Below are 1984 nucleotides of genomic sequence, written 5' to 3' on the forward strand. Positions count from 1 at the left end.
CGGTCCCCGCGGTCCGGTCCCCCGCCGAGCCCGAACCCGATCCCGGTCTCGGTCTCGGTCCCGGTCCCGGTCCCGGTCCCGGTCCCGTGTTCGTCCCCGTCCTCGTCCGGGGCGCCGAACACCGCCGGGGAGAACGAGCGGAGTTCGTCGGCCAGGGCCATCATCCGGGCCCGGGCGGCCGTCCCCTTCGCCTCGGTGTCGGGGAGGCCCTCGGTGACCTCCGCCGCCCGGTCCTCGATGTGGCGGGCCCTGCGGGCGGCCGGGTCGTCGGGCGGGGCGTCGGGTCCGTCGGCGGCGTCGAGGCTCTTCCTGGCCAGATCCTCGTGCAGCTCGACCTCGCACCGCTCGATCGTCCAGTCGACCAGCAGTTCCGTGCGCTCCAGCAGTTCGTCCACCAGCGCCTGCACCGACTCCTCGGCGAGTTCCAGGGCGGGGGCGTCCACGACGACCTTCAGCAGGGCGCCGCCGGGGTGGACGGCCACGATGCTGTCGAGCAGTTCGACCTCCACGCCGTCGGGTCCTTCGACGGACCTGACGGCGTCGAATCCTTCTTCGATGAGTGCCACGGCGCCGGCACGTTGCAGCGGGTCCATCTCCGGAGTCCCCTCCGGGATGCAGGTGTCCACGGTCACTACGTACGTCACGGGTCCGAGCCTGTCAGGAAGGAACCATTCTGCGCGACGGGTTCGGCACCTCCGGAACGCCGGAAACGGCTTCGAGGCCGTCCTCCACCGGGAAGACGGCCTCTGTGTGCAGCGGCCGGTGCCGGGTCGTCCGGCACCGGTCCCTCCCCTCGTGGGGACCGGTGTCGAGCAGTACCGCGAACGGCGTCGGCCCGTACCGTCGCGGCGGGTCGGCACGGCCCCGGAAAGGCCGGATCCGCGGTCAGGTGCGAGCCCGCCCCGTGGGGGCCGGCTCCGCGGGTCCCGCCGGACTCATGCGCCGCGGCCTGGGCCGCCGTCCCGTGGTTCCGGCCGAATCCGGCCGAGAACGCACGGTGCCATGAGGTGCCTCTCCGAATGCCGGGCTGGTCGACCGCCTGTGCGACAACCCGTCACCGCTCCGCTACGGCATGATCCTGCCAGCCGAGGCGCCCGCAGAGGAGGTTCCGGGGCCGGGACAAGGCCTTCTTCGCAGGTCAGCCGTATAAAGTGGGTTTTCCGGTCCGGACGTTCCGGTGCGGGGAAGTAAGGGGTGGGGACCTTGAGTTCCGACTCGGGGGCACGCACGGCCTTCGCGGAACGCCTCGCGCTGCTGTACCGGGAGGCCGGCAACCCGCCGCTGCGGAGCGTGTCCGACGCGGTCGTGCGGTTGCAGCGGTTCGACGAACGCGGCCGCCCCGTACGGGTGTCCGTGCAGCGGATCAGCGACTGGCGGCGGGCCCGGAACGTACCGGCCCAGTTCACCGCCCTCGCCGCGGTGCTGCACATCCTGATCCCCGAGGCACGGCGCGCCCGGCCCGCACCGGTGTCCACCGGACTGTACGACCTGGCCCAGTGGCAGCGGCTGTGGGAACGGGCGGTGGCCGACCCGGTCGGCGACCACCCGGCAGCCGCGGCCGCGGAGCCGGGACAGCCGCACGGCGACACCGCGGCCGTCCCCGCGGGCGTGTGCCCGTACCGCGGGCTCGCCCCCTACCGTCCGCAGGACACCCGGTGGTTCTTCGGCCGGGACCGCAGCACCGCCTCCCTGGTCGCCCAGCTCCGCGCGGCGGAGCGCACGGGCGGCCTGGTCATGCTCGTGGGCGCCTCGGGAGCGGGCAAGTCCTCGCTGCTCAACGCCGGTCTGGTACCCGCACTGCGGGACCGTGCGCCCGGCGGCGCCGAGGGCGAGACGGACGGCCGGGCCCGCGAGGTGCTCCAGCTGGTGCCGGGCGCCGATCCGCTCGCGGAGCTCACCCGGCGGATACCCGGGCTGCGCGAGGTCGTCGCCGACGCGCGGAACACCACGGCACCCGGGTCCGGAGCACGGAACCCGACGGCGC

Annotated in this window: 1 protein-coding gene and 1 pseudogene; one reads left to right on the top strand and one right to left on the bottom strand. The window is 74.2% G+C overall.

All coding sequences use genetic code 11. The features are described 5' to 3' along the window. A pseudogene (locus ABT085_RS46010) lies at positions 1-644 on the bottom strand (hypothetical protein); the annotation flags it as partial. Positions 645-1194: 550 nt separating this feature from the next. Here ABT085_RS46010 and ABT085_RS46015 point away from each other — a divergent pair. Continuing rightward, a partial coding sequence (locus ABT085_RS46015; protein ID WP_502982998.1) for an nSTAND1 domain-containing NTPase occupies positions 1195-1984 on the top strand: 790 nt, incomplete at its 3' end.

The sequence above is a fragment of the Streptomyces sp. NPDC002265 genome (assembly GCF_040296125.1).
Lineage (GTDB): Bacteria > Actinomycetota > Actinomycetes > Streptomycetales > Streptomycetaceae > Streptomyces.